At 38.9% G+C, this 24,547-nt stretch carries 14 protein-coding genes; 9 read left to right on the top strand and 5 right to left on the bottom strand.

All coding sequences use genetic code 11. The annotated features are described in order from the left end of the window. The first annotated feature begins 38 nt into the window (after positions 1-38). From F580_RS0115825 to F580_RS0115815, 3 genes are read left to right on the top strand one after another with little or no spacing between them, the layout of a single operon-like run. Positions 39-1,016, top strand: coding sequence for a glycosyltransferase family 2 protein (locus tag F580_RS0115825; protein WP_019028724.1), 978 nt, complete (start codon positions 39-41; stop codon positions 1,014-1,016). Further along, the gene (locus F580_RS0115820; RefSeq protein ID WP_019028723.1) at positions 1,009-1,446 is read left to right on the top strand and encodes a GtrA family protein; all 438 of its coding nucleotides are present in this window, start codon (positions 1,009-1,011) and stop codon (positions 1,444-1,446) included. The genes F580_RS0115825 and F580_RS0115820 overlap by 8 nt, the downstream gene beginning before the upstream one ends. After that, a complete protein-coding gene (locus tag F580_RS0115815; protein ID WP_019028722.1) occupies positions 1,447-2,928 on the top strand; it encodes an ArnT family glycosyltransferase in 1,482 nt (493 codons plus the stop codon). Positions 2,929-3,084: 156 nt separating this feature from the next. On the opposite strand, the gene F580_RS0115810 is transcribed toward F580_RS0115815, so the two are convergent. Together F580_RS0115810 and prlC are read right to left on the bottom strand one after the other, a co-directional pair. Beyond that, positions 3,085-3,816, bottom strand: a complete 732-nt coding sequence (locus F580_RS0115810) for a DNA-3-methyladenine glycosylase I (protein WP_019028721.1) — start codon at positions 3,814-3,816, stop codon at positions 3,085-3,087. An 80-nt stretch (positions 3,817-3,896) separates the two neighbouring features. After that, a complete protein-coding gene (gene prlC / locus F580_RS0115805) occupies positions 3,897-5,948 on the bottom strand; it encodes an oligopeptidase A (protein WP_019028720.1) in 2,052 nt (683 codons plus the stop codon). 296 nt (positions 5,949-6,244) lie between these two features. Here prlC and F580_RS0115800 point away from each other — a divergent pair, with 296 nt between their 5' ends. Next, a complete protein-coding gene (locus F580_RS0115800) occupies positions 6,245-10,831 on the top strand; it encodes an EAL domain-containing protein (protein WP_040357472.1) in 4,587 nt (1,528 codons plus the stop codon). 258 nt (positions 10,832-11,089) lie between these two features. Beyond that, complete coding sequence (gorA, locus tag F580_RS0115795) at positions 11,090-12,454, top strand: glutathione-disulfide reductase (protein ID WP_026301482.1); 1,365 nt, start codon at positions 11,090-11,092, stop codon at positions 12,452-12,454. An 89-nt stretch (positions 12,455-12,543) separates the two neighbouring features. Here the strand turns inward: gorA and F580_RS0115790 are convergent, their stop codons facing one another. After that, complete coding sequence (locus F580_RS0115790; protein WP_019028717.1) at positions 12,544-12,984, bottom strand: DUF4399 domain-containing protein; 441 nt, start codon at positions 12,982-12,984, stop codon at positions 12,544-12,546. Positions 12,985-13,295: 311 nt separating this feature from the next. Between F580_RS0115790 and F580_RS0115785 the strand changes: the two genes are divergently transcribed. From F580_RS0115785 to polA, 4 genes are all read left to right on the top strand, one after another. After that, positions 13,296-13,643 carry a DUF2946 domain-containing protein gene (locus F580_RS0115785; protein ID WP_019028716.1) on the top strand — a complete coding sequence of 116 codons (348 nt, stop codon included), beginning with the start codon at positions 13,296-13,298 and terminating at the stop codon, positions 13,641-13,643. A 296-nt stretch (positions 13,644-13,939) separates the two neighbouring features. After that, positions 13,940-15,271 (top strand): efflux RND transporter periplasmic adaptor subunit, encoded by a 1,332-nt coding sequence (locus F580_RS0115780; protein ID WP_019028715.1) that lies wholly within the window; start codon positions 13,940-13,942, stop codon positions 15,269-15,271. Between the two features lie 15 nt (positions 15,272-15,286). After that, complete coding sequence (locus F580_RS0115775) at positions 15,287-18,511, top strand: efflux RND transporter permease subunit (protein WP_019028714.1); 3,225 nt, start codon at positions 15,287-15,289, stop codon at positions 18,509-18,511. A 651-nt stretch (positions 18,512-19,162) separates the two neighbouring features. After that, positions 19,163-21,952 carry a DNA polymerase I gene (polA, locus tag F580_RS0115770; protein WP_051092100.1) on the top strand — a complete coding sequence of 930 codons (2,790 nt, stop codon included), beginning with the start codon at positions 19,163-19,165 and terminating at the stop codon, positions 21,950-21,952. Between the two features lie 51 nt (positions 21,953-22,003). Here polA and F580_RS0115765 read toward each other — a convergent pair whose 3' ends face one another. Together F580_RS0115765 and F580_RS0115760 are read right to left on the bottom strand one after the other, a co-directional pair. Continuing rightward, a complete protein-coding gene (locus F580_RS0115765) occupies positions 22,004-22,921 on the bottom strand; it encodes a substrate-binding periplasmic protein (RefSeq protein ID WP_157443138.1) in 918 nt (305 codons plus the stop codon). 202 nt (positions 22,922-23,123) lie between these two features. Continuing rightward, positions 23,124-24,500 (bottom strand): SLC13 family permease, encoded by a 1,377-nt coding sequence (locus tag F580_RS0115760; protein WP_019028711.1) that lies wholly within the window; start codon positions 24,498-24,500, stop codon positions 23,124-23,126. Between the last annotated feature and the right edge of the window lie 47 nt (positions 24,501-24,547).

Raw genomic sequence — 24,547 nt, 5'->3', positions numbered from 1 at the left:
TGCTTTTTTCTTGATATTGTTGATAGGGTATATAGATAATGAATCTAAATGTTAATCAAAAGATAGCGGTTATAATACCGTGTTATCGAGTTAAAGCATTTGTACTTGATGTTATAAAAAAGATTGGGGCAGAAGTGGACTTTATTATTGCCGTTGATGATAAATGTCCGGAGAATTCTGGTGAGTTTATTCAAAAATCATGTGACGATAAGCGATTAAGTGTAATTTTCCATGATGAAAATAAAGGTGTTGGTGGGGCTGTTATTTCAGGCTATAACGCAGCACTTGAATTGGGCGCTACAATTTTTGTAAAAATTGATGGTGATGGTCAAATGGACCCTAAAATTATGCCATCTATAATAGCACCTATACTTTCTGGTCTGGCAGATTACACAAAAGGAAATAGGTTTCACTCTTTTTATAATGTCAGGGAAATGCCTAAGTTTCGTCTCTTTGGGAACGCTTGTCTTTCATTTTTAACAAAGATATCAAGTGGCTATTGGAGCCTTTTTGACCCAACCAATGGTTACACTGCTATACACCGAGCAGCATTGGAGAAGATAGAGTTACAAAACGTCAGTGAACGTTATTTTTTTGAAACGGATATGTTGATTAAGTTAGGTGATTCAAGAGCTGTGATCATGGATGTTCCAATGGAAGCAATATATGGAGATGAAGAAAGCAACTTGAAAATATCAAATATATTTCGACAGTTTATAACTGGCAACATTAAAGCCAGTATTCGTAGAATAATATACTCCTATTACATGAGAGATTTTAATATAGCCTCAGCAGAGTTGTTTTTAGGGTTATGTTTCACCATTTTTGGTTTTCTTTATGGTTCAGTGAACTGGGTACTTTCAATTGTAAACAATGAGGTTGCAAGTACGGGAACAGTGATGTTAGCCACTTTACCTATTTTATTAGGGGTTCAGATGTTGTTGGCATTTTTAAACTATGATGTTGGCAATGAGCCCAAAGTACCATTACAGAAATTTTATACTCATAATGAGTAACTTATTTTCGGTTTTATTCTTTGCGATTAATGGTCAAAGTCAAAGTAAACTTGCTCATGCTATTCGGTATTTAATTGCAGGAGGGGCGGTTTTTTTATTTGATGTATTAGTCTTTTTTTTGTTTTTCGATATATTTGAAAACTCTGTAGCAACAGCAAATATTATCTCAAAATCATTAGGCGCGACATTAGGTTATTTTTTACACTATTATTATACCTTTAGCTGGGGAAGTAAAAAACATTCTAAACAAAAGGTTGTTGAATATATTTTATTAGCTTTTGCTAATACAGCTCTATCTACTTTTTTCATATTTATTCTAGTTAGTGTTGAAAATTGGCCTGCCATACCGTGTAAAATTATTGTAGATGCTTTTGTTATCTTGTTGGCTTTTGTTATTTCTCGGTCGGTTATTTTTAAAAAGGAATTATAAATGGTTAGTTTTAACCGTGTGTTTTTAATAAGCACACTAATTTTCATAGTGTTAATTTCGCTTAGTTGGGTAGGTTATCTTGGCTCTGATGATGTGACATACGCTAATGGTGCTTATGGCTGGATAAATGAATTTCCATTTGTAGGTGGTCATGGCACCATTCGTTACACTATTACAATACCTATGGCTTTGGCGCTTTCATCTTTTGGTGAAAATGAAGTATCCATGGCTCTGCCAACAATATTATATTGTTTAGGTTTAATGTTAGTAATCGCTTATCTGATAAACCGCGAGTTTTCTATTAAATATATGGCGGCAGTTCTTCTCTTTTTTATAACTTCTCCCATACTCGTTATTTGGTCTAGCATCGCCTCAATTGATATAGTTGAAGCCTTTTTTATTTTTTCTGCAATGACAGTTTTTTATTTTTCCATTAAAGAAAAAATATCATGTAAAGGCCTTTTTTTATCAGGGGTTTTATGTGGATTAGGTTTTCTAACTCGTGAAACTGCTATATTTATAGCTCCATTTTTTGCTTTGATTTTTTTGTTCGGTTATAAAATCCCAAGGAAATATTATTTATTAATTGCCGCTGGATTTTTTTCCGTTTGGGCTATTGAACTTTTGTATTTAACAATCATGACGGGTGACCCTTTATACCGTGTGAATATTTCTTTGAATCATGATAGCGCAATAGATCGAACTGTAGACAAAGCTGGTAACGTGTTAATTCACCCATTAGTTGACCCTATTTTTGTGTTACTGCTCAATCAAGAGTTTGGTTTACTTTTCTGGTTTGCAATACCTTTAGGTATTTGGCTGTATAAACAAGCAGAAAATAAGCAAGCTAAAAGCTTTATTTTTATTTTTGGACTATTTGCTATTGTTTGGTTTGTTTGTGGCTCTTTAGTTACAACATTGCTGCCGTTGAACCCTCGGTATTTTATGGTATCAAGTCTTGTAGCTATAATTTTTTTAGGAATAGGTGTAGTTAAGCTTTATTCTATTGGTAAGAGAAAGTCGGTTATTACTATCGTTGCAGCTGTGGTTTTAATTAACTTATTGAGTTTATATGTTGAAAACAAATCATTGCTTTTTGGTGAAAAAGCTATGATGGAGCTTGTTGAAAGCAATCGTGGGAAAATTTTTTATACTGACCCTATGACAAAATACCGAGCACGTTTGCTTCTTCAATGGAAAGATCTTGATGATTCCATAAAAACAGATAAAAACCAGCTGGAGGGAATGTATGTCTTTAATCCAGCTAGAGCATTGAATTCAAATTGGTTGATGAAAAAAGATGAAATAAAATTCTACAAGCCAAAAGAGTCTTGGATTTTAGTGGATAAAATCACTCCAGAGCCTAAGTTACTAGGACAATGGATCTTGTTTTTTAATTTAAAACCTTTCATACCTGTAAGTCTTTGGGACAATGTATATATTCAGCATGAGGGAGTTGAAATATATAGAATTGAAAATTAATAGGTTATTAAATGCTCTTTAAGCCGTTTAGGCGTAATAAGGTGATCCAAACACCTATAATAATTAAATTATTATAGGTGTTGATTAGAGGGCATAAATAAGGAGAATAGCTATCTAAAGGCAAATGGAGATAAACAAGGTTGGAGCTTATTGAGTTTACTCTCCAACCTGCACATAATTATCACCACTGGCAAAGGCAATTAAGCGACTTAATTGCGTTAAGCTATAACCACTGTCTTTTTGTAGATTATTAAAGTAATTTTGAATAGCGGTGAGGCTTTTTTTACTTTGCAGGCCACCATCAATGATCTGTTGCGCCCTTAAATAGCCTTCTACATCACTACTTAACAGGAAAGTGTCTTTCCCTAATAGTCTCAGCGCATAGGGACCGGTATTACCCCCTAAGCGTTGGCCATTCTTCTTCAAAAACGCCCATAAACCGATAATGTCGTCACTTGGCCAATCATTAATAAATTGCGCAAAGCTGATGTTTTTATCCAAGGTGATGTCAAATATCATCTGTGCATTGGCTTTAATGGTTTTTACTTTATTGTAATTACGAATAATTTTAGGATCGGCGGCTTTTCGTTCCAGCATTTCTTCCGGCATCATCAATATTTTTTCAATATTAAAGTTAAAAAAGTGCTCTTCAAAATCTGGCCATTTATTTTCGACTACCCGCCAGACAAAACCTGATTTAAATATTTGTTTGGTGAAAGCGGCGAGGATACGATCGTCACTTAACTCGGCGACACTTTGTTGTGCGGCTGTATCATCAAGCAACTTCTTACCAAGAATTCTTTTGCCGAGTAATGCCTCTAGTGCTGGTACGCCACCTTTTCTTTGGGCAGCGCGTTGCAATAGTGATTTAAATGATTCGTGAGTCATAGCTTTGCTTATGTAGAAAGTAAAATAGGTGCTTTAAAAATAGTGATTCCCGCATCAGTGAGCGGGAATCAAGCGTGTCTTTATGCTTCAATACCGCAATGGCGTAACAAGGCATCAATCTCAGGGGCGCGACCACGGAATTTTTGGAATAATTCACTCGGCTCTTCACTGCCACCTTTCTCGAGAATGTTGGTTAAGAACGATTGTCCAGTCGCTTCGTTAAAGATACCTTGCTCTTCAAATAAACCAAAAGCATCAGCCGATAATACTTCTGCCCATTTGTAGCTGTAATATCCTGCCGAATAACCACCACCAAAGATATGGCTAAAACCATGTTGAAAACGATTAAACTCAGGTGCTTTTACCACAGAGTACTGAGTTCTTACCTTATCTAACACTTGTTGAATATGCTGTTCATTGTTCGGGGCTTTCGGGTCAAAGCTTTCATGCATAGTAAAATCGAAGATGCTGAACTCGAGTTGACGTAACATTTGCATTGCCGATTGGAAGTTTTTAGCCGCTAACATTTTAGTTAACATTTCTTCAGGCAGTGGCTCGCCAGTTTCAAAGTGGCCAGAAATAAAGGCTAAAGCTTCTGGTTGCCAGCACCAATTTTCTAAAAATTGACTAGGCAACTCAACCGCATCCCAAGGAACGCCATTAATACAGGCAACACTGCTGGCATTAATTTGGCTTAACATATGGTGAATACCATGACCAAATTCATGGAACAAGGTCACTACTTCATTATGAGTAAATAATGCCGGATTATTGCCTACAGGGCCGTTAAAATTACAGGTTAAGTAGGCAACAGGATATTGAATAGAGCCATCAGACTTTTGACTACGACCTACACACACATCCATCCAAGCGCCACCACGTTTTTTCTCGCGCGCGTAAAGATCTAAATAAAAACTGCCACGCTTGTTACCGGCTTTATCAACAATGTCATAAAAATTAACATCGTCATGCCAAACATCAATAGCTGTGCGCTGTTTGATTGTCAGCCCAAATAATTTATCAACAACGGCAAATAAACCAGCAACCACTTTGTCTTTAGGGAAATAAGGGCGTAATTGTTCATCTGAAATGGCGTAACGACTTTGTTTTAACTTCTCGCTGTAATAAGCCAGATCCCAAGCTTGTAAATCTTTTTGTTTAAATTCACTGGCGGCAAAGTCGCTAAGCTCTTTAAAGTCTTGTCTACCTTGATGCTGTGACTTTATCGCTAAGTTTTCAAGAAACGCCATGACTTCATTAGTAGAATTTGCCATTTTTGTTGCTAATGAATGCTGCGCATAGTTGTCAAAGTCGAGCAAATTAGCCAGTTCATGTCTTAAACTAAGTAACTCATTCATAATGCCGCTGTTATCAAATTCATTAGCATTAGGGCCCTGATCTGATGCGCGGGTAACAAAGGCAGTATAAAGCTGCTCACGTAGACTAGCATTGTCACAATACATCATTACCGGTAGATAGCTTGGAATATCAAGGGTGAATGTATAACCCGTTTTATCTTTGCTATGAGCTAACTCTTTTGCTGCCGCTAAGGCGCTTTCAGGTAAGCCGGTTAATTCATCTTTGTTTTCGATGTTGACACTAAAAGCTTGGGTCGCATCGAGCACGTTATTGCTAAAACTTGAACTGAGCTCTGATAAGCGCGTCTTAATTTCACCATAACGTTTTTTATTTTCATCATTTAGCGCGATGCCTGATAATTTAAAATCGCGTAGCGCATTGGTAATTACTTTTTGTTGAGCGATATCGAGATGTGCAAATTCATTGCCATTCTTAATACTAAGGTAGGCTTGATATAACCCCTGGTGTTGACCGACAAAAGTGCCGTATTCAGATAAAAGTGGTAAACACGATTCATAAGCCTCGCGCAATTCATCACTGCTCATTACCGAATTCATATGAGAAACCGGCGACCACAGTTTTGATAACACATCGTCAATGTCATCTATGGGCATCACTAAATTTTGCCAAGTAAAGGCATCATTGGCAGCGAGAACTTTTTTAATAACTTTTTTACAATCGTCAATGGCTTGTTCTACAGCAGGTTTTACGTGCTCAGGTTTTATTTTTGAAAAGGCAGGCAGTTCACTAGATACTAATAATGGATTAGTCATGATGCTTAAAAATTAGTTTATGTTATTAGTGATGTAAGACCTAGAGAGGCTTTATTCAAGGTATATGAGTCGATAGTTATTAATTTTTACTAAAATCATCTAGATAAAACATTTTTTTGTACATTATCAATACATTTGTTGAGTCTACTTTACTGATGTTGTTACATTGTGTTGGATAAGTTAACCTACTGTTAACAGGCGTTTTTTAGTTAACTTTTCATTTGCACAAAAACACAAAGAAGTTATAGTTTGTAACTTCTTTGTGTTTTTTTTGTTAAGTCTGTTGTTGAGTGATTATGTTTAAGAGGTTTCCTGTTCCGTTACGATTAATGCTAAGTGTTTTGCTTACTCTTATCATGGTGCCTAATAGTCATGCCGTAGTAAAAAATCTGTCCTTAGACCATTTATCTGTTGATGATGGTTTATCACAGGGTAGCATTCATGCAATTATCCAAGATAAAACCGGTTTCATTTGGCTAGCCACAGAGCAGGGGCTCAATATTTATGATGGTAATAAGGTCAGGCAATTACCTGGGCCTGATAATAGCTTTGAAAATGCAGGAATATTTGATTTAGTTGAAGATAAAAATGGTTTGATTTGGTTAAATATAGATGGCAAAAAACTTTATAATTATAACCCTAGAACCGATAGTTACCAGCATATTCCAATCAAACTTGCCCAAGGTTTTGATTATTATATTATGGATTTAATGCATGATAACGACAATAAAATATGGGTATTAACCTCTAAAACATTAGGCTTTTATAACCAAGTTACTAGTGAATATAAACAAGTTCTTGATCTTGAATCCGAGTTAGTTGGTGATCTGGTGTTATTTGAAATGTCTTTGCATGACGGAGTCATGTTTTTGGGTTCTAAGGCAGGTGTTTTTGCTTATAACATTAAGAATAAGCATTGGAAAAAGCTACCTGAAATCCCCGCTGATATCAGCCAACAGTCTAACATTGAAAAACTTAATAAAATATATACCGTACATGTGGATATAAATCAGACCTTATACCTAGGCTCATCAGATGGTTTTTTTGCTATAAAGGTAGCAAATATTAAGGCATACATTGAAGGTGAATCAACATTAGCTAGCTACCAACGGCTTATTAAAAATATGGCCGCATGGCAAACCTTGTCTGATGGGGAAATGCTTTATATCGCTTCAGATAAAGGTTTGTATTCGGTCAATACCGTCAATAATAACAGTGAGTTTATGTTTGGCTTTAGTGATTATTTTGACAATACTTCGAATAACAATATAACCGCATTGATTAAAGATCGTCAGGGTGTGTTTTGGTTAGGCTCCAATGCAGTTGGTGCATATCAATGGGATCCCAAAAAAGAACTCATTATAAATTATGGTTATAAAAAAAATAATGCAGCTAGTTTAAGTTATAACGAAGTTTGGCATGCGCTACCGGATAACCTAAATGATGATTTACTCTGGGTTGCTAGCTCAAATGGTTTGAATTTAATTGATGTGGCAAAGCAGCAGGTGACTCAATTTTTAGTGAATGATGATTCTAAAAGTATTTATACCACAAACTACATTAACAGCATCTATGAGCTTAATTCAGAACACTTACTTCTTTATACGGCTAAAGGTGTGCTTTTATTTGATAAAAAGCAAGAAAAAACAGTGGCGTTACCTTTTAATGATGAAATTAATCAACTATTTGCCTTAGATCAGTACGACGTATTAAAAGAAGACGGATTTCTCTGGTTAGTGAATGAAAAAGGCGTATTTAAAGTAAATTTAATTACTTATGAAATAGATGTTTTAAGTGAAATCACCGAACAATTCCCCCCTGAAAGGTTGTTATATTTCTTAGGCACATTACCCAATAGTGATTGGTTTTTACTAACAAGCAATGATGGTTTATGGGGCTTTAATGCTAATACACGAGAATTAGTCCAACTGTATAAGTTGCAAGGTGTGTTGGCTGGTGAATATACCTCTATTGATAATTGGGCAATAGATAAAAATCAAATTTTGTGGTTGAGTTTTACCGGTAAAGGTTTAATTGGTTTAACCTTACCTGATTTTAAAGAGAAATATTTTTACCATAAAGCTAATTCTATTATTGATAATTATGTTTACGGTGTAATGACCGATGAAGCAGGTGATATCTGGTTTTCTAGTCATAATGGTTTATTTATGCTGGACTCCGATAGTCAACATCTTAGCCACTTTACCCGTGAAAATGGCCTTGGTGCTACTGAATTTAATGGTAGGGCTTATGCAAAATTACCTAATGGTCGTTTTGTCTATGGTTCAATGGAAGGCATTAGTATTTTCGAGCCGTTAAAACTAAAAAAAGTACACCATAGCGAAAGATTTAAAGTCAAAGTTACCGCTGTAGCATTGTTATCCCGAAAGTTAGCGCTACCTTTGGCCATTGAAGATGATGCCGTGATTAATCTCAATTATGATGATGTAGGTATTAGCATTGATTTTTCCACTTTCTCTTATGGCAATGAGAAAAGCATAATTTATAAATATCATTTGACTGGTAAAAGCAACGTTGATTATCCCGCAACGAGAGAAGGTCATATTACCTTTCCTAGTTTGGCTTCCGGCAAACATACCTTAACTATTCAGGCGAAATCACCCTATACGGGGGAATACTCGGCTCCTGTGCATATTAAATTCAATGTCAGCTTTGCCCCTTGGCGTTCACCTTTAGCATTAGCTATATATTTCATTGTATTACTGATAATTACTGTGTCTTGGTATCGTTATCGTAAAGCCCAGCAACAGTTGTTACTTGATGCTCATGAGCAAGTAAAGTATCGGGAACATCGTTTGCAACTGGCCTTAACGGGTAGTAACAGTGAGGTATGGGACTGGCAAGCCGATGAAAATTTAATGTTTGGTAAGCGTATTGCTTTAGAGTTAGGTTACGTAGAAGAAGCGCTATTTTATAACTTTGAAGAACATGTTGCACTGATTCATCCAGAAGATCATGATGACTTTCTTCGCTGTTGGCAATTATTTATTAGCAGCGCTAATTTAGAGGATAATTTTTCCTGTACTTATCGTTTGAAAACTGCGGATAAAAAGTGGCTTTGGTATAAAGATTTAGGGAAAATTGTTGCTGTAGACGCTAATAATAAGCCGACTAGAGTTACTGGTTCGTATACTAATATTACCGAGTCTCGTGCTAATGAAGAGCGTGCGCAGTATTACGGCGATGCTTTTCAGCAAACACAAGATTGGGTCTTTATAATTGATGAAAAAATATCAAGGGTCACCGCAAATCAATCAATGCGTGCTGTTTTTGAATGGCCAGAAGAAGAGTTTGATTTTAGCGCAACATTATTAGGTATTAGCCAAAAACGCCGTAGTTTTTATCATAAATTAATGCTGTCACTGAAAGAAGGCGAACATTGGCGTGGCGAGGAGTTGATCGTTACCCCTAATAAGGGTGAGTACCACGTTATTATCAATGTGACGGTAGGCCGAAACTCCGTGAGTAACGCTTTACATTATTTATTTGTACTAACCGATATTAGCGCACAAAAAAGTGCTGAAAATGAATTAAGGTTATTGGCAAATTATGATCATTTAACGGGATTACCAAATCGTACTTTATTGCTTGAACGTATTAAACATGCAATAGACTTGTCCAACCGACAAACTAAATCGATAGCACTTTTTTTTATTGATCTTGATCGATTTAAACAAGTAAATGATTCGCTAGGTCACGATAGTGGTGATTTGTTATTGCAAGACGTTGCTAAGCGCTTAGAAAGTGTATTGCGGATAGATGATACGGTATCGCGTATTGGTGGTGATGAGTTTGTTGTCTTGCTGGAGAGCTTTTCTAATGATAATCAACTTAGCCGAATCGCCAGTGAAGTTATTGAAGCTATTGGTAAACCCATTGATTTAGGCAACAATTTAGTCAGTGTTGGCGCGAGTATTGGCATTGCGGTATATCCCAATGATGGCAACAACTCAGACGAATTATTGCGCCACGCCGATGTCGCTATGTATCACGCGAAACAAACAGGGAAAAATAACTGTAAGTTTTATACTGCACAAATGAACGTTGAAGCAATGGAGCGTTTAAGTAAGGAATCAGCGCTAAAACTAGCAGTAAAAAATAATGAGTTTATTAATCACTACCAGCCAATTATTGATGCGCATACTGGCAAGGCTGTCGGTGTAGAGATGTTAATGCGTTGGCAAACGCCGACGGGTTTAGTACCACCTAATGACTTTATTCCTTTATCAGAGGAGCTAAATTTAATTATCACTATGACAGAGTCTGCACTTGAACAGGCTTGTAAAGATTTAAAAGTATGGCACAGCATACGCTCTGAGTTTTATGTGTCGATAAACCTATCAGTACAACACTTTGTTGAAGCAGACATAGTCTCATATATTAGCGAATTATTAGTGCGTTACCAATTACCGGCAGAAATACTACGTGTTGAAGTAACAGAGAGCTCGCTAATTTTACAACCTGAGAATGCTATTACCACTATGCGCAAGTTATCGGCACTTGGTGTGATTTTAGCACTAGATGATTTTGGCACAGGATTTTCGTCATTATCTTACTTAAAACAATTGCCTTTAGATATTATAAAAATAGATCGTAGCTTTGTTGCGGGTATTGGTATTAATGATGCCGATGAAGCGATTGTTGATACCACGTTAGTCTTAGCGCAGAGACTTAATATGCATTGTATTGCCGAGGGTGTGGAAACAACGGAACAGCTGCACTATTTAGTTGCCAAAAAATGCCATTATATACAAGGGTATTTATATAGTAAGCCAATCCCCGCGGAGCAAATCATGCACAATCTATTGTTAGATAAAACTGAGATTATCTCTACCGCGTTAAATAATCAAAGCATAGAATGATTATGATTAAAGTATTTCCCTTGCCTAAAGCCCTTTTAACTCCCACTGAAATCCTGCACTTTGAATGGTAACGGGTATATGCTTTGATTATTTTCCTTAGCTAAAATGATTTTAATTTTCACTGAAATTCTACACTTTGAATGCAAACGGCTATAAATATTATTATTTTATCCTTGAATAAAGCCTTTTTTGCGCCCACATCCTACTTAAGTAATACATTGACTAATTTAAACAATACACTAACTAATGAGTGATACCATGACACAACATTTTGATTACCTGGCTATTGGCGGTGGTAGTGGCGGCATAGCATCGGCTAACCGCGCAGCAAAACTAGGTAAAAAAGCAGCCGTTATTGAAGCAAAGTATATTGGTGGTACCTGTGTCAATGTTGGTTGTGTGCCTAAAAAAGCCATGTGGTATGCCGGACAAATAGCCGATGCCTTAAAATATGCTCCTGATTATGGTTTTGGCGATTATGTCTCTCAGCAGGGGAAGCAGTTTGATTGGGCGACGTTAGTTGCCAACCGTGAAGCTTATATTAAACGAATTCATGCAGCCTATCAGCGTGGTTTTGATGCTAATGATGTCACTGTGATTAATGGCTTTGCCAAATTTGTTGATAAAAATACTGTGGAAGTAAACGGTGAGCTGATCACTGCTGACCATATTACCATTGCCACCGGTGGACGTCCCGCTATCCCTACTATCGAAGGTGCTGAGTACGGTATCGACTCCGATGGCTTTTTTGCTTTAACAGAGCAACCTAAAAGTGTTGCTGTTATTGGCGCGGGTTATATTGCCGTTGAATTAGCCGGTGTCTTTCAAGCCTTAGGCACTGAGTCTCACTTAGTAGTGCGTAAAGAAAAACCATTGCGCGGCTTTGATGACATGTTAAGTGATACCTTAGTTGAGCAAATGGCAAAACACGGCCCAAGGTTACATAATCACAGCACCCCCGAGCGTATTGAAAAACTGAGTGACGGAAAATTAGTTGTGCATTTTACTAATGGTCAATCATTAGAGCCAGTAGATTCTTTAGTTTGGGCAATTGGCCGTGAGCCAGCTACCGATAATATTAATTTAGCGGCTACAGGCGTCGAAACTAATGAGCGTGGTTTTATTGTTACCGATAAATATCAAAACACCAATGTTGACGGTATTTATGCAGTTGGTGATAACACTGGTCGCGCACAGTTAACCCCTGTTGCGGTTGCTGCGGGTCGCCGTTTATGTGAACGGTTATTTAATAACAAACCGGATGAGCATTTAGATTATTCAGGCATTGCCACTGTGGTATTTAGTCACCCGGTGATCGGCACTGTCGGTTTAACCGAAGACGAAGCTAAAGCTGAATACGGCGAAGGTAATATTACCGTATATAACTCACAATTTACCGCGCTTTATCAAGCGATCACCGATGATTATCGCGATCCAACGCGTATGAAACTAATTTGTGCTGGTAAGGATGAGAAAGTAGTTGGTTTACATAGTATTGGCTTTGGTAGTGATGAGTTATTACAAGGTTTTGCGGTAGCGATGAAAATGGGCGCAACCAAAGCCGACTTTGATAATACGGTTGCTATCCACCCGACTTCAGCAGAAGAGTTTGTTACTTTGTAGCCATCTCTTGGAAAAGCAGTGTGTTTTTAAAAGGCTAGTTTATCTTGTATAACTAGCCTTTTTTGTAGCGCTATTTTATTTAACGTTCTTTACTTAACAGTGATGGTGATCTTCTTCGAAACCACTGCCGGTTTGTGAGGGATATGGTGATGATCACCCATAATCAACTGCAAAGTATGTTTGCCTTTAGGTAAGGTTAATGTGGTTTGTGTTTGACCGCCACCGAAGTGCTTAACGTCACCACCCATCGGCATATCAAAAGCAGGCAGTGAAGCTTTATCAATTAATAAATGATGATGGCCGGTATGTTTTTTCTCCATACCTGCAGGCGAAACACCCATATCTTTTAAACCAAAAGTTACCGTAAATGTACTCTTTACCGTTGCACCGTCAGCAGGTGAAATAATATAAACGTTGGCATTCTTTGGAGACTCAGATTGCGGCATACTGCTTGCGTTGGCTAATGCCGATGTTAGTAGTACAGGGCTTAATGCCAAAGTTAACAGTGATAATTGGATAAATTTTTTCATAACATAACTCGCTTATTTCAAGTAAATAGTTTTAATTAATTTTTTAGATTTAGCTAAAAATAGCGGGACTCATTACTTCAGTCAATGTTTATTAGCATTGATAACCAATATCCCCTTGTTTTGTCCGACTAAGTTGTTATTGCTTGATTACATTTAATTACCCAATAGCACTTTCATATTTTTAGACAACTTGTAATACTGCTGTATCGCGAGGTAGGTGATATGATTTTACTGAGTCTTATTGACTAGGTTAATTTTATTAATTAGTATCGCTCTTCGCAAGTTCTTATAATAGGGTAAATGTAATATCGATGAAAAACACTTGGATTGGCTTAGTATTAGTATTATTGATTGCCTTGCAATCGTATGCTGCTGTGGCTAATTCGGATGAAAATCATCTCGTTGATTCGCAACATCTTCTAACAGAACATTCTCATGATGTTGATGACATTGAACTTCTCGATGGATCATCTGACAGCGAACACAATATTAAAGATTGCCACCATTGTGGTCATTGTCAAGGCACTCATACCCAATGGGTTGCCAGTAACAAATCTGCTTTACCAACACCTCAATTTATAATCACCAATCAATATTTTTATACTAACAATCTTGATAAGAGCTTCATTGAAGCACTTATACGCCCCCCTATTTCTTAATTTAATTTAAAAATTACCCGCAACAAACCTTATCTTTAGCTAAAGCTTAACTAAAGCCGAACTAAAGCCGAACTAAAGCTGAATTTGATTTAGCTTTAGCTGGCTTAGTTGCGACATTTTATTAATAAATTCATACCATTCCGCATAAAGAACTTTCGCTAAGCGAACACTTTCTTATACGGATTGGTATACGAGATTATTAATAAATTCTTATCGGTGAAATCTGCTGGCGTAGCCTTATTCATTAGCTACTCGGCAACGATGTCGGTAAGTTGTCAAAGAATTTGGAATTAAAAATGAAAAATATAATCATTGATAAAGTATCTAAAAAAATAAAGCTCATTAGCTTGAGTAGTCTGTTTACTGGCTTAGCTGTGGTATCTAGCGCAGTATTTGCTTACAACGATGCCGAGCTTGCCAGCCCACTGACGGTAACACCAGCAGTAGTGATGAAAGCTGAACATGCTCATGAAGCAGTAGAAGAAGCCGGTCATGATCATGCCAGCGAAAATAAAACAGACGAACACTCGGATGAAACTAAAGCCGATGACCCTCACGGCCATGCTAACAAAAGTACTAACCAAAATGGCAGTGAAAGTGCTAATGAAGAACATCATGACGAAGGTATCAGCTTCAGTCCTGAAAAAATGGCCATAGCCAATATCAAAGTGTCTACTTTAACCGCCAAAATTTTCGCTAAAAGCGTTTATGCCCCCGGAGAAATCAAAGCGAACGGTTACACCAGTTATATTGTCTCGCCACGTACCGAGTCGGTAGTGATCAGTCGTCACGCTATTTTGGGAGAGCATGTCGAAAAAGGCCAAGCGCTAGTGACTTTATTCAGTGAGTCAATGGCTGATGCGCAGGGCCAATATCGTGTTGCTTATAGTGAGTGGCAGCGCACTAAAAAATTGGGTCTTGGTACGGTCAGTGAAAGCCGTTTATTAGCCAGTGAAACCGATTATATTTCTGCCTATGGTCGATTGACAGCCTTTGGTTTAACCAAAGCAGCCATTGAAGATATCGTTAAAAATAATTCATCAAATCTTGGTGAGTATACCTTGGTAGCTCAACGCGCTGGTGCGGTATTAAGTGATGATTTTTCCCAAGGACAGCGGGTGATGCCGGGGGATAAAATAATGATCTTGGCCAATGAAGAAAATTTATGGGTAGAAGCGCGCGTTTCACCCAATAAGAAACTGAACTTACCCGTAGGAACCCTCGCTAAGATTGAATTTTCTGGCCAAGTGCATTTCGCTAAAGTGATCCAAGAAGCGCACACCATAGACCCCATTACCCGTACTCGAATTGTGCGCTTGTCTGTGGAAAATAAAGATGACACCTTACATTCCGGCATGTTCGTTAATGTTAATTTTCAGTTTGATACCCAAACCCCGGTAATGGCGGTACCAGAAACGGCACTAATGCGTGGCGCAGATGGTGATTGGACGGTATTTGTTGAAGGCAACCCTGGTGAGTTTAAAGCCGTTGAAGTTGAACTGGGTCAACCGTTAGGTCATTACCGTCAAATTATCGGTATTGCCCCTAATACGCGAGTAGTGATCAAAGGTGCATTCTTTGTTGCTTCAGAAATAGCAAAAGGCGGATTTGATCCGCACGGCCACTAGGTAAGGAATGAAATTATGTTTAATAAAATGATTGATTGGTCGATCAATAATCGACTATTGGTAGTTATCGCACTGATCGCCACGATGGCGGCAGCTATTATGGTGATCCCCAAGTTAAATTTAGATGCTTTTCCTGACGTAACCAATGTTCAGGTAGCCATAAATACCGAAGCACCTGGCTTAGCCGCTGAAGAAGTTGAGCAGCTAATTACTTATCCTATTGAAGCTGTCATGTATGCACTGCCTGATGTCGAACAAGTACGTTCAATTTCAAAAACAGGTTTGTCGGGCGTAACGGTAGTTTTTAAAGAAGGCACCGACATCTATTTTGCTCGCCAGCTGGTCTTTGAACGTTTGCAAGCGGCGAAAGAATTAATTCCTCAAGGTGTAGGTACACCGGCCATGGGACCTAATACCTCGGGCTTGGGTCAAATCTTTCAGTATTTATTAATTGCTGACAAAGATTCTGGTTATGACTCAATGACGTTAAGAAGTTTGAACGACTGGATAGTGAAGTTATTGGTTATGCCGGTAGATGGTGTTACCGATGTCTTGTCTTTTGGCGGTAATGTTAGGCAGTATCAGGTAAACATTGAACCAAGCAAATTATTGTCATATCAGTTAACGCAAAACGATATTGTTAGGGCACTTGAGAATAATAATGCCAATGTTGGTGGTTGGTATATGAACCGTGGGCAAGAGCAATTAGTGATTCGTGGTACGGGTTGGTTTAATAGTGGCGAAGCTGGTTTAGCCGATATTAGACAAGTACCAGTGAAAACGGTTGCGGGTACTGTCGTTACTATTGATGATGTTGCTAAAGTTTCATTGGGCAGTGAGATTCGCCAAGGTGCGGTTACTATGACGCGCAGAGACGCAGAGGGTAACATTGACAGCTTAGGTGAAGTGGTTACCGGCATTGTCCTAAAACGTATGGGCGCAAATACCAAAGCGACCATTGATGGTATTAGGGCGCGCATTCCAATGATCAACCAAGCGTTACCCGAAGGCGTTCGTTTTGAGCCGTTTTATGACCAGGCGGATTTAATTACTAAAGCGGTTGATACCGTGGTGGACGCCTTAGCCTTAGCGTTTATTTTCATTGCCATCGTGCTCGCGCTGTTTTTAATGAACCTACGCGCCACGTTTTTAGTGCTCATTTCAATTCCTATTTCTATCGCTATCGCGTTAATGGTGATGTCTTGGTTAGGTTTATCCGCTAACTTAATGTCGTTAGGCGGTATTGCTGTTGCTATTGGTATGCTAGTTGATGGCTCTGTAGTGATGGTTGAAAACATGGTTAAACATCTCAATAGACCTGATGCAACGCATTATAAAAATGCCCAACAGAGAAATTTAGGCACAGATGCAGGTACGTTCGACCCACAGTCTCTTGTTCCCTATAAGGCCGAAAACGATGATGAAGGTATTGCTTTGCGGTTAAAAGAAGCCGGTAAAGAAGTCGCCCGTCCGGTATTCTTTGCTGCTGCCATCATTTTAGTGGTCTTTATGCCGCTGTTTAGTTTTGAAGGGGTTGAAGCCAAATTGTTTCAACCTATGGCTATCAGTATTATTTTAGCGGTTGTTTCGGCAATTTTAGTGGCATTAATTGTGGTACCGGCTCTAGCGACTTATATGTTTAAAAAAGGTATTAAAGAAAAAGAGAGCTTTGTCTTAAAACCATTAGACAAGCTTTATCGCAAAGGGCTTACTGCAGCAATGAAGCACACAAAAGTAGTCATTGCTGCTTCAGTTTTATTGTTTGTTGGTGCTGCCGCTTTAGTTCCTCAAATTGGTACCGAGTTTGTGCCTGAGCTTGAAGAAGGTACGATTAACCTAAGAGCGACTTTGGCGCCTTCATCAAGTTTGGAAACTGCTTTGTCAGTGGCCCCCATTCTTGAAAAAATGTTAATGGAATTCCCTGAAGTAGAGTACACCCTAAGCCGAATTGGTCGTGCTGAAATCGGTGGTGATCCTGAGCCAGTCAATAATATTGAAATATACATTGGCTTAAAACCTGTATCAGAGTGGAGCAGCGCAGAAAATCGGTTTGAGTTACAGGGTTTAATGGCAGAGAAACTTGCACAGTTTCCGGGTTTATTACTTAACTTTTCACAGCCAATTGCTACCCGTGTTGATGAGTTACTCTCTGGCGTTAAAGCGCAACTTGCGATTAAGCTGTTTGGTCCTGAGTTAGATATACTGGCGAGTAAAGGTCGAGAAATTGAAGCGGCTATCAAACAAATTGACGGTGCTAGAGATGTTGCGCTAGAGCAAATAGTTGGTGAAGCACAACTAGTGATTAAACCGAAAAGACAACAGCTATCACGATATGGGTTATCCGTTGGTGATGTTATGGCTGTGGTTAAAGATGGTATTGGCGGCGTTAGTGCTGGCCAAATAATCAATGGTAATGAGCGCTACGATATTTATGTGCGTTTTGAGGAAAAGTATCGTGATAACCAAGCAGCGATTGCCGACCTGAGAATACAATCACCGACTGGTGCTTGGGTGCGTTTAGGTGATATCGCTACCGTTAGCTTTGAATCTGGACCGCCACAAGTACGCCGTGATGACGTGCAAAGACGTGTGGTTATTCAGGCGAATGTACAGGGCCGAGACATGGGCAGTGTAGTCGCGGATATTCGTGCAGCCATTGCGAGTAAAGTGGACTTGCCAGCAGGTTATTCTGTGGTTATTGGTGGCCAATTTGAAAACCAACAACGCGCCCAGCAGCGCCTTGCTGTGGTAGTGCCGTTATCACTGGCGTTAATTGCCTTGCTACTTTACTTTGCCTTTGGCTCTGTCGGTCAAGCGATGCTGATATTAGTGAATGTGCCATTGGCGGTTATTGGTGGTATTTTCTCGCTCTATATTTCAGAGCAATACTTATCGGTGCCAAGCTCGGTTGGTTTTATCACCTTGTTTGGTGTCGCGGTACTTAATGGTGTGGTGATGGTAGAAAGCATAAATCAACTGGTTAAAGATGGCATTGACACATCAAAAGCGGTTTTTGATGGCGCAATATCACGTTTACGTCCGGTATTGATGACGGCTATCACCTCGGCATTAGGTCTAATCCCTATGCTGATGTCCAATGGTGTTGGCGCTGAAATTCAACGACCACTTGCCAGTGTTATTGTTGGCGGCTTAGTAACCGCGACGTTATTAACCTTATTTGTTTTACCGGTATTATATCCATGGTTTTCTAAAACAAAAATTGCTCAACTAACGCGATAGTCAAATATATACCCGTTACCATTCAACGTGCACTCTGAAACCTGCATCTCGATTAATAACGGGTATATTCATATGTTATCTAAAATTGTAGATTGAATGATCAATTCATATTTTTACGTTTCATAGGGATAAAATCCCCGGTAAAACTTAGCCGGAATTTGGTTTTTTTTGATAATTTTTTTAATATATATCGTTATTCAGCTGGTTGATCTGTTGCTAGCTCTTGCTGTTCCTGCCTTATGTTTTTTTGTTAGGTAAAAGTGTAAATAAACTGTAAAAAAAGTTTAATAATACACTGGTAATCACGCCAGTTTCTGATAATCTCTTACCTCGTTATTTCCCCTAGTTGTTTTTTTGTACAACTAAAAAATAACTTAATAATAAATTTATCCACATAGTATGAAAATAAATAAAATGCGCCTTGGATGGCTTTAGAAAGCATTAATTTATCAATTAAATCAATTCCTTATATTTTAACTTTCAGATTTGCTCTGCGCATTTTTCTGGCTGTTTTTCGTACTTGATCACAAGGTTATCCACAAGAGGATCAACGATCTAGTCAATTAAGCACACTGATAAAGTGGAGCATATCTGCACTTTATGGCATGCTTAGCTACCTTTAGCTTATTTTACTCACTTCGCGTATTTCTTATGACAACTTCTGCAACCTCACCTGATGCTAATAACACGCAATCACCCTTGATATTAGTCGATGGCTCTTCGTATTTATTTCGAGCCTATCACGTGCCATATTTACAAGCACTTTCAACCGCAGATGGCCAACCAACAGGAGCCATCACCGGTGTATTGAATATGCTGCGTAGTTTGAAAAAAGACTACCCCAATGGCAATATCATCGCTATTTTTGATGCAAAAGGTAAAACCTTTCGCAATGATATGTATCCAGAATACAAAGCCAATCGTCCACCTATGCCCGATGATCTACGTACACAAATAGCGCCATTGCATGAGATTATTACCGCTATGGGTTTACCCTTATTAGTCATCCCTGGTGTAGAGGCCGATGATGTTATTGGCACCTTGGCAAAACAAGCCGATGAATTAGGCATAGAAACCGTTATTTCGACTGGCGATAAAGATATGGCACAGCTAGTTACTAAACATGTGCGTTTGATTAATACCATGACAGATGTAGAAATGGATGTTGCTGGTGTTAGTGAAAAATTTGGTGTTCGCCCTGATCAGATTATCGACTACCTTGCCTTGATGGGTGATAAAGTTGATAACATTCCTGGTGTAGTCAAGTGTGGGCCAAAAACGGCGGTTAAATGGTTAGCAGAGCATGGCACTATGGCTGAAGTTATTGCTAATGCTGATAAAGTAAAAGGAAAAATAGGCGAGTACCTACGTGATGCGCTAGTGCAGCTACCTTTGTCATATAAATTAGCCACTATTAAATGTGATGTTGAATTAGAGCAAACCGCAGCTGAATTAGCGGCCAGTGCACCCGATGTTGAGGCGCTAACTAAGCTTTATCAAAAATTTGAATTAAAACGTCTATTAGCTGACTTAGGTAAAGGCGGTGAAGAAAGTGCTGCTACTAAAGGATCTAAGTCGACAGGTTCAGCAGGTGAGCAAGCTGCGACAGTTACCGCGGTAGAAGTTGCACAATGCCAATACGATACAATATTAGACAAAGCACTCTTTAGCCAGTGGCTTGAAAAGTTACAAGGGTGTGAAAAGTTTGCCTTTGATACTGAAACCACTAGTGTTGATTACATGAAGGCTGAAATAGTCGGCGTATCTTTTGCCATTGAAGTAGGTAAAGCCGCTTATGTACCATTAACTCACGATTATGAAGGTGCTCCAGAGCAACTTGATAAAGACTGGGTATTAGCGCAGTTAAAACCACTACTAGAAAGTAAGACCATTAAAAAGATTGGTCAAAACCTTAAGTATGATGCCAACGTATTAAGCCATTATGATATCGCTTTGCAAGGTATTGAGTTTGATACCATGATCGAATCTTACTGTTACAACAGTATTTCTACGCGTCACAATATGGATGCGCTGGCACTGAAATACCTTGATTATAAAACGGTAAAGTTTGAAGATATTGCTGGCAAAGGTGCGAAACAGCTTACCTTCAATCAAATTGATCTAGAAAAAGCCGCTCACTATGCCGCGGAAGATGCTGATATCACTTTGCGTTTACACCACGCTATTTTCCCTGCACTAGCGCAATCAGCATCGCTGCTAAGTGTTTTTAATGATATCGAAATGCCATTATTACCTGTGCTTGCACGTATGGAGCAAACAGGGGTATTGATTGATAGTGATATTTTAGCCGATCAAAGCAGAACCTTAGGGCAGCGCTTAGATGAGCTGGAAATTGAAGCGCATAATTTAGCTGGCAAAAGTTTTAACTTGGCATCACCGAAGCAATTACAGCAAATTCTTTTTGAAGAGTTAAAAATTCCGGTCATCAAAAAGACGCCAAAAGGTGCGCCTTCAACAGCAGAAGACGTGTTGCAAGAGTTAGCCCTTGATTATCCATTACCTAAAGTTATTTTAGAGAATAGAGGTTTAAGTAAGCTTAAATCGACCTATACAGACAAGTTACCGTTAATGGTTAGTGATAAAACCGGACGTTTACATACTTCGTATCATCAAGCGGTAACCGCAACCGGACGTTTATCTTCAACCGATCCAAACTTACAAAATATTCCAATTCGTAGTGAGCAAGGTCGTAAAATTCGCCAAGCCTTTATTGCCCCTAAAGATTATAAAATAGTGGCGATAGATTACTCGCAAATTGAATTACGTATCATGGCGCACTTATCAAATGATAAAGGTTTAGTGACCGCCTTTAGCGAAGGTAAAGATATTCATAGAGCAACAGCGGCTGAAATATTTGCTGTTGAACTTGATGAAGTGACCACTGAGCAACGTCGTAGTGCTAAAGCGATTAACTTCGGTTTGATTTATGGCATGTCAGCCTTTGGTTTAGCCAAACAACTAAATATTGGCCGCCAACAAGCACAAGAGTATCAAGATAAGTATTTCCAACGTTACCCTGGTGTACTAACTTACATGGAAGATACTCGACAACTAGCGAGTGAACAGGGCTATGTGGAAACATTATATGGTCGTCGCTTATATTTACCTGACATCAATGCTAAAAACGGTATGCGTAAAAAAGCCGCTGAGCGCGCAGCAATCAATGCGCCAATGCAAGGCACAGCAGCAGATATCATTAAAAAGGCGATGTTAGCAGTAGACTCATGGTTACTTGAACAAAATGATGACCGCATCAAAATGACCATGCAGGTACACGATGAACTGATTTTTGAAATACACCAAGATATTGTTGAAGAAACTACTGCGAAACTAGTGACTCTAATGAATGATGCCGTAGAGCTTAATGTACCGTTAATTGCCGAATATGGCATTGGCGATAACTGGGATGAAGCGCATTAATTAGTAAAAATAATTAGACTTAGTAAACTAAGCCATTAAGCGTTAATTCGCCTAATGGCTTTTTTCATTGTGCTCCTCATTATTTTTTGAGCATTGATAGCCAGCACTGATTAATCGATCTATTTCACCACTTTTCTCAAATAGGCTAATGGCTATATTGATATCACGGAGTATTTGCTGGTGCCCAGCTGACTTCTTACTGATAACAAAATATAACGGATGGTATTGTAAAGCGGGCTGCACCAGTTCCATTCCCTCAAGTAAATGCTGTTTTTCAAGCGTTGATAAGTTAGCCACGTTCACGCTAAAGGTAAAAACTTTAGGATCGCCAATAATAAGATCAACACGATTGGCGACTAGTAATTTAACTAACTGTAATTCATCAGCAGCTTGTGCAATTGAAAACATTTTCGCAGCCATCATGGCATCAAATTCTTGAGTATTTTGATAGCCGCGTATCACGCCAATCATTTTGCCATTGAGCACAGATAAGCCGGCATCTAAAGTTAACTGTCCGCCTTTACGTTGTACTAACGCGACACTGCCACCAGAAAAGGCATTGGACAAGGCCAAAAGTTCTCGACGAGTTTTTCCTAAGTCATAATCAGAAGGGGCCTTTTTGTCTATGTAATAGGCAGGGAATAATATGTCCATTTCTCCCTGTTCAACGATTTTTACCGATCGTGCCCAAGGAAAAAAGTGAATATTTACCTGGTAGCCTTTACTGGCGAGTATGGCGACAGCAAATTGAAATATCCAACCTCTATTGCAAAGATCTTCACTAATGTAAGGTGGCCAATTTGAGCTTGCTAGATGTAATACTTTTTCCGAATCAGCATTGAAGCGATAACCCTGAGGTGTTTTTTCACCATAAACGATGTGTTTTTGGCCTTCGAGGTAATAACTAACGCTTAATTTTTCTACATTATTGTCAGCTTGTACCACAGAAGTAAATATTAAATATGTCATAAAAACAATAACATAAATAATTTTGTTCTGTGCATTTGACCTTGTCATAAGGCAAAGGATATTAGTGTGCTTGAACGTCTAATAGATAACATAGTAAGTCATCTCATCTTGCTACTTATTACCTTTAACTTTAGCCGCTAGTTGGATTTTTTTCCCCTATTTAACTTAATTAATCTGTCATCGATTAAGTGCCTTGATAGCGTTAATGTAAGAACAAAAAAGTTACCCCGGCAACAACGCATGAAACTACCAAACTTAACAGTGCGCCTTCAATCACCATATCTTTGATCTCTATTTCACCCGTGCCATAAGCAATAGCATTAGGCGCTGTCGCCACTGGCAGCATAAAGGCACAACTGGCAGCCATAGCAGCTGGAATCATAAAGATGGCAGGATCAACACCGACACTGATACCAACAACGGCTAATATCGGCATTAATAGCGTTGCTGTGGCGGTATTGCTGGTGATCTCGGTTACATAGGTCACCACTAAGCAAATAATTAACACCATTGCTATCATAGGTAAATTGGCCAGTGATGATAGCCATTGGCCGAGCATGGTGCTTAAGCCTGAAGCGGTAAAACCTTTGGCCAGGGCAATGCCGCCAGCAAAGAGTAATAACATGCCCCAAGGTATTTCTTTAGCGGTATGCCAGTCTAGAATACGGCCACCTTTCCCATTAGGTGTCATAAACATAATGACTACAGCAGACAGTGCCACTGTGCTGTCACCGGCAATAGAGACCTCAAAAAAGCCACTCCAACCGCCAAATGGTGCGCCGCGAGTGATCCAGGCAAGGGCAGTGAGGCCAAATATAATTAAGGTGCGCTTTTCTTCACTGCGCCACTTAGGCAAGGTCGGTAATTCAATTTTTTCATCTAAAGTGATTGAACGTGTTAACCAAAGCGCCATTAATGGAATAGAAATTAATACTACAGGTACGCCAATTTTCATCCACTCTAAAAAACCAAACTCACGACCGGTAGTTTCTTCATAAATACCCATAAAAATGACATTAGGCGGTGTACCAATAGGAGTACCAATACCACCAACCGAAGCGGAATAGGCAATACCCAGTATCAGGGCTACTTTTAGTTTTCTATTATTCACATGGCTTAAAATCGCTAGCGCAATAGGTAGCATTATTAACGTTGAAGCGGTGTTAGAAATCCACATGCTTAAAGTAGCGGTTGCCAACATAAAGCCAAATACTAAACGCCTGCCACTGGAAACACCGACCAGACGCACCATGTAAACCGCCATACGTTCATGAGCACCACTTTTGACTAATGCCGTTGAAAGCATAAAAGCGCCCATCAATAATAGGATGACATGGCTGCCTAATGCGGAGGCCACTGTTTTGTGATCGACAACACCAAACAAGGGCAACAAGGCAAAGGGTACTAACGAGGTGGCAGGAATTGGGATCGCTTCAGTTACCCACCATATTACCGTCAACAACGTAATTGCTGCCGCTATGGCAGGTTTATCTGCTAAACCAAAGTGACCGAGTAATAAATAACAGCCAAAAGCAATAGCTGGGCCTAGTGGAATAAAATGTTGTCGGGTAATTTTCATGATTTTGCAAACTCTATTATTAGTAGCACTCAAATGGCGGTGCTTTT

The organism is Colwellia piezophila ATCC BAA-637, from assembly GCF_000378625.1.
Lineage (GTDB): Bacteria > Pseudomonadota > Gammaproteobacteria > Enterobacterales > Alteromonadaceae > Colwellia > Colwellia piezophila.
The sequence above is the reverse complement of the archived record's forward strand: the minus strand, read 5'-3'. Positions and strand labels throughout refer to the sequence as shown.

Bases quoted from the DNA above. Each gene is read 5' to 3' on its own strand.
- F580_RS0115825 (WP_019028724.1), top strand. From the start codon at position 39: ATGAATCTAAATGTTAATCAAAAGATAGCGGTTATAATACCGTGTTAT.
- F580_RS0115820 (WP_019028723.1), top strand. From the start codon at position 1,009: ATGAGTAACTTATTTTCGGTTTTATTCTTTGCGATTAATGGTCAAAGT.
- F580_RS0115815 (WP_019028722.1), top strand. From the start codon at position 1,447: ATGGTTAGTTTTAACCGTGTGTTTTTAATAAGCACACTAATTTTCATA.
- F580_RS0115810 (WP_019028721.1), bottom strand. From the start codon at position 3,816: ATGACTCACGAATCATTTAAATCACTATTGCAACGCGCTGCCCAAAGA.
- prlC (WP_019028720.1), bottom strand. From the start codon at position 5,948: ATGACTAATCCATTATTAGTATCTAGTGAACTGCCTGCCTTTTCAAAA.
- F580_RS0115800 (WP_040357472.1), top strand. From the start codon at position 6,245: ATGTTTAAGAGGTTTCCTGTTCCGTTACGATTAATGCTAAGTGTTTTG.
- gorA (WP_026301482.1), top strand. From the start codon at position 11,090: ATGACACAACATTTTGATTACCTGGCTATTGGCGGTGGTAGTGGCGGC.
- F580_RS0115790 (WP_019028717.1), bottom strand. From the start codon at position 12,984: ATGAAAAAATTTATCCAATTATCACTGTTAACTTTGGCATTAAGCCCT.
- F580_RS0115785 (WP_019028716.1), top strand. From the start codon at position 13,296: ATGAAAAACACTTGGATTGGCTTAGTATTAGTATTATTGATTGCCTTG.
- F580_RS0115780 (WP_019028715.1), top strand. From the start codon at position 13,940: ATGAAAAATATAATCATTGATAAAGTATCTAAAAAAATAAAGCTCATT.
- F580_RS0115775 (WP_019028714.1), top strand. From the start codon at position 15,287: ATGTTTAATAAAATGATTGATTGGTCGATCAATAATCGACTATTGGTA.
- polA (WP_051092100.1), top strand. From the start codon at position 19,163: ATGACAACTTCTGCAACCTCACCTGATGCTAATAACACGCAATCACCC.
- F580_RS0115765 (WP_157443138.1), bottom strand. From the start codon at position 22,921: ATGACATATTTAATATTTACTTCTGTGGTACAAGCTGACAATAATGTA.
- F580_RS0115760 (WP_019028711.1), bottom strand. From the start codon at position 24,500: ATGAAAATTACCCGACAACATTTTATTCCACTAGGCCCAGCTATTGCT.